This window comes from Rathayibacter sp. YIM 133350, from assembly GCF_037404875.1.
Taxonomy (GTDB): domain Bacteria; phylum Actinomycetota; class Actinomycetes; order Actinomycetales; family Microbacteriaceae; genus Orlajensenia.
The window spans coordinates 25,410-32,076 of record NZ_JBBELO010000038.1 but is presented as its reverse complement, the minus strand read 5'-3'; the positions used below and the strand labels follow the sequence as shown (position 1 = coordinate 32,076).

The following is a 6,667-nucleotide window of genomic DNA, read 5'->3' as shown; positions in this document are numbered from 1 at the left end:
ACATCAGTCTTGAATCCCTTCAGACCGACCCGCCAGCTCTTACACAGAGAATCTGACACCCTCTCCCTTCGACAGCCTCAGGGAACAGGCATCGCGGGTGCCTCACCCGATCAGGCTCGGCTGCAGGTCGCGCAGGGTACGGAAGTGCGTCATCCGGGTCACCCCGATGGCCGCGACCGCGAAGGCGCCTGCGAGCCAGATGAGCAGAACGCCCACGTCTGCCAGCGCCGAGCCGAGGTTGCCGCCGTACATCGCCTGCCGGAGGGCGTCGACGACATAGCCCATCGGCAGCACGTGGTGCAGCGCTGCGAGCGGCGCCGGCAGCGTCTGCCAGGGGAACGTCCCGCCCGCCGTCACGAGTTGCAGCACCATGAGGACGAGCCCGAGGAACTGGCCGACGCTGCCGAGCCACACGTTCAGCGCGAGCACGATGGCGGTGTACGTGGCCGATGCGAGCAGCATGATCCCGAGCATCCCCGCCGGGTTCACGACCGTGAATCCGAGGCTCCACGACAGGATGACGTACAGCGCCGACATCTGGATCGCGCCGAGGAGAGTGGGGGTCAGCCAGCCGGCGAGCGTGACCCGCACGGGAGAGTGCACGGCGGTCATGGCGCGACGGGAGACCGGCTTCACGATGAGGAACAGGGCGTAGATGCCGATCCAGCCCGCGAGTGCGGCGAAGAAGGGTGCCAGACCCGCGCCGTAGTTGCCGGCTGCGGTCACCGCATCGGTCTTGACTCGCACCGGGTCGGCGATCGCATCCGCCTGCTTCTCCCGACTGTCGGCGGTGGTCGCTGGAATGGACGCCTGGCCGTTCGCGAGCGCGTCGCTCAGCGTGCCGGCGCCGCTCTGCAGTTGGCCAAGGCCGTCGGCGAGGGTGCCGCTGCCATCGCGCAGCCGTGCTGCGCCGTCGGATGCCGTGGCTGCGCCGTCGGCCAGGGAACGACTTCCGTCGGCCACCTGGCGGGCGCCGTCGGCGAGCGTCTGCGTGCCCGTCGCGAGCTGCCCGGCGCCGTCGGCGACCTGCCGACTGCCCGCGGCGAGGTCATCGACCTGGCCCACGACCGTCTGCAGCTGTGCGGCCCCCTGCGAGAGACGGCCGGTGGCCGTGTCGAAGGCGGTGAGCGCCTGCGCGATCGCGGCGTCATCGAGTCCCTGGTCGGCGAGGCGCTGCTGCAGGTCGGCTCGCGCCTGCGGGATGAGCGCCGCGGCATCCGCGACCGTCGTGCCCACCGCATCGGCCTTGTCGGCCAATTGGCGGTTGCCGGCGGCGACCTGCGCCGACCCGTCCGCGAGCTTGTGGGCCGCATCCGCGGCCGCAGCCGCGCCATCGGCAGCCGAGCCGGCCCCGTCGGCCAGCTGCGCCGAGCCGGAGGCGAGGGTCGACGTTCCGTCGGCGAGCGCCGAGGCTCCCGACTGCAGTGCACGGGCGCCGTCAGTGGCCTGGCCGGCCGCATCCCTCAGCCTCGAGGCGCCATCGGCGGCGTCGCCGAGCTTGCCGCGGATCTCGTCGAGTCCGTTCAGGAAGGTGATGGCTGCTTCGTGGCCGACCTCCTTCGCGATCTGCGCCTGGATCGTCGCCACCGCCTGCTTGCCGATGGTGGTGGCGAGGTAGTTGTTGGCGTCGTTGGTCGCGAAGGCGACCGTCGCCTGGCGAGGGTCGTCGCCCGAGGCGGAATCCAGGGCTTCGGTGAAGTCGGAGGGGAAGGTGATGCTGAAGTCGTAGCGGCCGTCCTCGAGGCCTGTCGCGGCGGAGCTCGCGCTCACGAGGTGCCAGTCGAAGGTGCCGTCGTCGATCAGGTTTTCTGCGACGTCGTGGCCGACGATGCGGTTCTCATCGCCCTGGTCTGCGACCACGATGGCAGCGGGCACCTGGTCGAGGTTGCCGTACGGGTCGCGATTGGCCCAGAGGTAGAGCCCGCCGTAGATCACGGGCACGCACACCAGAGCGAGCAGCGCGATGATCGACATGCGCGTCGAGGTGAGCCGCCGCAGCTCGGCCGCGATCATCTGCGGTACCTTCACGCCGCCACCTCCTGGCTCGCGTGCAGGTGCGACGCGATGGCATCCGCAGATGCCGCGCCGGCGATCACCAGAACGGCGAAGCCGCGGGCCGCGAGGTTCTCCGCGGTGCCCCACCACTCGCGGGGATGCCCGCCGTGGCGGTCGGGGGCGACGAGCACGATGCCCTCGACGCCCTCCCGCAGGATGGCGAGCTCGGTGAGCAGACGGATGCGCTCCGCCGGAGCGAGGTCCGACATCACGGTGCGCGCCGAGTCGAGCAGGCCGAGCTGCTCGAGGGTGCGTCGAGCATCCCGAGGCGTTCCGGGCAGGCCGGCGAACATCAGCTCTTCCATGGTCACGCCCGCCACCGTCACGTCGGCCGCCGGGTCGCTCACGATGGGGGCATCGACGAGCGCGACTCGGGAGCGCAGGTCGGCCGCATCGGCTCGGCCGTCGATGAGCACGGCACCCGCATCCGGACGCATGCGGCCCGAGGCGATGAGCCCGAGCACGGTTGGGCGCTGCTCGGTCTCGGCGGTGGCCAGCGTCACCGAGCCGGACTCGTAGTTCAGGGTCGTGGGGGGCAGCGCGCTGTCGCGGCGGCCCTTGGCGACGGAGTTCAGTTCGATCTTCATGCGTCTTCCCCTCCGGACACGGTGGGTGTACGCAACGACGGTGTCGCGTCGATCAATGAGCCGGCGGCCTGCGCCGACAGGCCGGCCGTCGAGAGCGCCATCAGCATGACGAGGCGATGCCCCTCTTCACGGCTCAGGTCGTTCTCGGTCGCCTCGGTGAGCACCGCGATCGCGGACTGCTCGACGAGGTGCGCGAGCACGGGAACGGGCACGTCGGCGCGCAGCGACCCATCCGCGACCCCGGCCTCCAGGATGCGGGCGACGACCTCGCGAAGCGGCGCGAGCACCTGGCCCACGCGGCGCACGTGCGGCCCGCGCAGGGTGAAACTGGCGATCACGCGCACGTGCTCGACCGCATCCCAGAGCCGCGCGCCGAGGGTCGCGAGGGCAACGGGGGGATCGGAGAGCTCGATGCCGTCGCCGACGCCGATCAGGCGCCGGGCGCCGCGTTCGATGGCGGCCACGACGAGCTCATCGCGGTTGGCGTAATGGCCGTAGACGGCGCGGCGCGAAAGCCCGGCCTCCCGGGCGATCGCCTCGAGCGATGCATCGGGATCCGTCACGAGCAGCCGTGCGGCGGCATCCAGCAGGGCCCCGCGGTTGCGCTCCGCGTCACTGCGTCGAAGGGAGGACTCACTCATGCCTCCAGTATAGACCTAACTTGCACATCATTGTGCAAGTTAGTGAGTAGATCAGGCTTCGCCCAGACGGGTGAGGCTCAGTCGTTGCCGACCTTCTTGTCAGCGGCGTCGCGCGCGTTCTTGATCTGCTCGTCGAACTTTCCGCCGGTCACCTTGCTCGCGGCATCCGCCACCGCGCCGAGAACCTTGTCGCTCACGTCTTCGGCCTGCTCGCTGCTCAGCGCCTTCTTGACCTTGTCGTCCTTGAGGAACTCCTCGGCCTTCTTCGTCACGTCATCCAGTCCAGCCATCGTGGTTCTCCTTCGTTCTTGTCGGCAGGGCTCACGCTACCGCCCGCCGGTCAAGCGCGGCCAGCCCTGGATGCCATGCTGGTGAGGTGACCGCTCAGCTCCCGCCGACGACGCCCCTCGTCGGACGCTTCATCCGGCTCGAACCACTCACCCGCGAATTGCTGCCGGAGTTGCACGCCGCCATCGCCCGGCCTGAGGTGTTCGCCGGAGGCTACGGCGGCGGTTCCGCCGGCCTGCGCACCGATCCCGACGAGTTCGCCGCCTGGGCGCTGGGCTACTACCGGTTCGACCGCGACGACGCCGCCCCGTACGCGATCCGCCTCGCGGGCGGTCCGAACGACGGGCTCCTCGTGGGCACGAGCAGCATCGCCGACATCGAACTGGCCAACGAGGCCGCCCACATCGGCTGGACCGCCTACGACCCCCGGGTCTGGGGCACCGCGGTCAACCCCGAGGCGAAGCTGCTGCTGCTCGGTCGGCTCTTCGACAGCGGGTTCGGGCGCGTCAAGATCCAGGCGGATGCCGCGAACGCGCGTTCCCGGGCAGCGATCACGAAGCTCGGCGCCACGTTCGAGGGCGTCATGCGACGGGCACAACCGCGGGCCGACGGCAGCTGGCGCGACACCGCGGTCTACTCGGTGCTCGCCGACGAATGGCCGGAGGTTCGTGCGGGGTTGCAGGAACGCCTGGCCGGCTTCCCGGATGCGGTGGTCCTGTCCGAGCCGAAGGCGTGAGTCGCCTGGCGGTCGACGTGGTCGCGCATCCGAAAACGGCCAGCGTTCGGCGGAATCCGGACAGCGCGTTCCCGGTGGGCATCGGGCTCCGCTGCAGGCGCGTAGCGTGAGGCCGTGACCACGCGACCCGCCCTCTCCACCTGGCTCCAGTTCCTCGCGATGGGAGTGATCTGGGGCTCGAGCTTCCTCTTCATGAAGGTCGCGCTCGACGGTGTCACGTTCGCGCAGATCGCCTGGTCGCGACTGGTGCTCGGCGGCATCACGCTCGGCATCATCGTTGCGATCATCCGCCCTCGCGTCGCGGGCGGTCCGGTGCTGCCTCGCGAGCCCGTGGTCTGGGTGCACTTCGCCGTGATCGCCGTCACCGGCTGCGTCATTCCGCACTCGCTGTTCGCGTGGGCCGAGCAGTACGTCTCATCGAGCCTCGCCTCCATCTACAACGCGGTCACTCCCATCACGACGGCCATCATGGTGACGGCGGTATTCCGGGTCGAGAAGTTGCTGCGCGACCAGGTGCTCGGTGTCATCGTGGGCATCGTCGGCGTGGTGGTCATCATCGGGCCCTGGGGGTACGCGGCCCTCACCGGCGACCTGTGGGGCCAGCTCGCCTGCCTCGGCTCGGCCACTTGCTACGGATTCACGTTCGGTTACACGCGTAAGTACCTCAGCCCCCGCCCGATCGCGCCCGCGACCTTCGCGTTCCTCAACATCAGCCTCGCCGGGGCCATCATGCTCGTCCTCACGCCGTTCGTCGCGACGCAGCCCGTGCGGTTGACCGTGCCGATCGTGCTCAGCCTGCTCGCCCTCGGCACGCTCGGCACGGGGCTCGCCTACATCTGGAACATCAACGTGCTGCGCGCATGGGGGCCGACGAACGCCTCGACCGTGACGTACGTGACACCCGTCGTCGGCGTCGTGCTCGGGGTCATCGTGCTGCACGAGACCTTCTCGTGGCACGAACCGCTCGGCGCGCTGCTCGTGCTCGTCGGCATCCTGCTCGCCCAGAAGCGCCTGCATCTCACCTCTCGACGGATGCCGCGGAAGCTCGCCGCGCCGGTCGGCCCGGGAGCCCGCTGAGGCGTCGGCGCGCGGCGCGAAGGCGGGTTCGACGCGTATTAGGGTCGAGACATGGCCCACCAGACGCCCGACCCCCAGGTGCTCGCCGAGCTCGATGGCATCCGCCAGTCGATCGACAACATCGATGCCGCCCTCATCCACCTGCTGGCCGAGCGGTTCAAGTTCACGCAGACCGTCGGGCGCCTGAAGGCCACGCACGGCCTGCCTGCCGCCGACCCCGACCGCGAGAAGCGGCAGATCGCGCGGCTGCGGGCGCTGGCCGAAGACGCGCGGCTCGATCCCGCCTTCGCCGAGAAGTGGTTCAACTTCGTGGTGGCTGAGGTCATCCACCACCATGAGCAGATCGCGGGCGCGGCGAGCGCGTGAACTGGCAACCCGAGAACCTGCCCGACCAAGGCGGCAAGACCTTCATCGTCACCGGAGGCAACGCCGGCCTGGGCTTCTTCACCGCCGCCCAGCTCAGCGGGGCGGGCGCCCGCGTCATCCTCGCCTGCCGCGACCTGCAGAAGGCCGATCTCGCGGCGCGCACCATCCGCTCGGGCATTCCGCACGCGCGCCTCAGTGCCGTCAAGCTCGACACCGCCGACCTGGACTCCGTGGAGCAGGCGGCGCAGCAGCTCTCCGAGTTCCGCATCGACGGCCTGATCGCCAATGCGGGCATGATCCACACGCCGCGCGATCCGCAGCGCAGCGTCGACGGCATCGAACTCGTCATGGCCACGAACTACGTGGGCCACTTCCTGCTCGTCAACCGGATGCTGCCCGCGCTCGAACGCACGGAGGGATCCCGTGTGCTCCTGCTCGGCTCGTTCGTCACCCGGTTGCTCGACTCCGACCTGACCGACCTTCAGTCCGAGCGCAGCTACGAGCGCAATCGCGCCTACGCCCAATCCAAGGTCGCCATGCAGGTCTTCGGCTTCGAGCTCGCCCGACGGCTCGCGGCGTCCTCGAGCGTGACGTCGTCGATCGTGGTGCACCCCGGCTACTCGATCAGCGGCCTCACGCCGCGCATCGCCGGCATCAACGAGCCATCGCGCGGCACCCGGTTCGCGGACGGGCTCCAGGCTCTCTGGGCACAGGGAAAGCACCGGGGCGCGTGGCCCATCGTGCGTGGCGCGGTGGATCCGGGAGCCCGCAACGGGCAGTACTGGGGCCCGAGGTTCGTGACGAAGGGCGCCCCTGTGCTGCAGCGGCCCACGCGCACCTCCACTGATCCCCGCATCGCGCAGCGGGTGTGGGCCGAGAGTGAACGCATCCTCTCGAGCGCCGGGCACGCATTGTGA

8 protein-coding genes are annotated in these 6,667 nt (G+C 70.0%); 4 read left to right on the top strand and 4 right to left on the bottom strand.

Annotated features, from left to right (window positions below; genetic code table 11):
* Nucleotides 1-102: 102 nt before the first annotated feature.
* The 4 genes from WDJ51_RS14405 to WDJ51_RS14390 all read right to left on the bottom strand — a co-directional run bounded on the left by WDJ51_RS14405 (nt 103) and on the right by WDJ51_RS14390 (nt 3,573).
* Entirely contained in the window at nt 103-2,028 is a 1,926-nt protein-coding gene (locus tag WDJ51_RS14405; protein ID WP_337853168.1) for a YhgE/Pip domain-containing protein, read from the bottom strand.
* Nucleotides 2,025-2,642 carry a hypothetical protein gene (locus WDJ51_RS14400; protein WP_337853167.1) on the bottom strand — a complete coding sequence of 206 codons (618 nt, stop codon included), beginning with the start codon at nt 2,640-2,642 and terminating at the stop codon, nt 2,025-2,027. The genes WDJ51_RS14405 and WDJ51_RS14400 overlap by 4 nt, the downstream gene beginning before the upstream one ends.
* Nucleotides 2,639-3,283, bottom strand: a complete 645-nt coding sequence (locus tag WDJ51_RS14395) for a TetR/AcrR family transcriptional regulator (protein ID WP_337853166.1) — start codon at nt 3,281-3,283, stop codon at nt 2,639-2,641. The genes WDJ51_RS14400 and WDJ51_RS14395 overlap by 4 nt, the downstream gene beginning before the upstream one ends.
* A gap of 77 nt (nt 3,284-3,360) precedes the next feature.
* Nucleotides 3,361-3,573 (bottom strand): Rv0909 family putative TA system antitoxin, encoded by a 213-nt coding sequence (locus WDJ51_RS14390; RefSeq protein WP_337853165.1) that lies wholly within the window; start codon nt 3,571-3,573, stop codon nt 3,361-3,363.
* Between the two features lie 86 nt (nt 3,574-3,659).
* Between WDJ51_RS14390 and WDJ51_RS14385 the strand changes: the two genes are divergently transcribed.
* From WDJ51_RS14385 to WDJ51_RS14370, 4 genes are all read left to right on the top strand, one after another.
* The gene (locus WDJ51_RS14385) at nt 3,660-4,307 is read left to right on the top strand and encodes a GNAT family N-acetyltransferase (protein ID WP_337853164.1); all 648 of its coding nucleotides are present in this window, start codon (nt 3,660-3,662) and stop codon (nt 4,305-4,307) included.
* A gap of 114 nt (nt 4,308-4,421) precedes the next feature.
* The gene (locus WDJ51_RS14380; RefSeq protein WP_337853163.1) at nt 4,422-5,384 is read left to right on the top strand and encodes a DMT family transporter; all 963 of its coding nucleotides are present in this window, start codon (nt 4,422-4,424) and stop codon (nt 5,382-5,384) included.
* A 51-nt stretch (nt 5,385-5,435) separates the two neighbouring features.
* Entirely contained in the window at nt 5,436-5,750 is a 315-nt protein-coding gene (locus tag WDJ51_RS14375) for a chorismate mutase (protein WP_337853162.1), read from the top strand.
* Nucleotides 5,747-6,667: an SDR family NAD(P)-dependent oxidoreductase gene (locus WDJ51_RS14370; RefSeq protein ID WP_337853161.1), complete on the top strand. Its 921-nt coding sequence runs from the start codon at nt 5,747-5,749 to the stop codon at nt 6,665-6,667. Before WDJ51_RS14375 ends, WDJ51_RS14370 begins: the two co-directional genes overlap by 4 nt.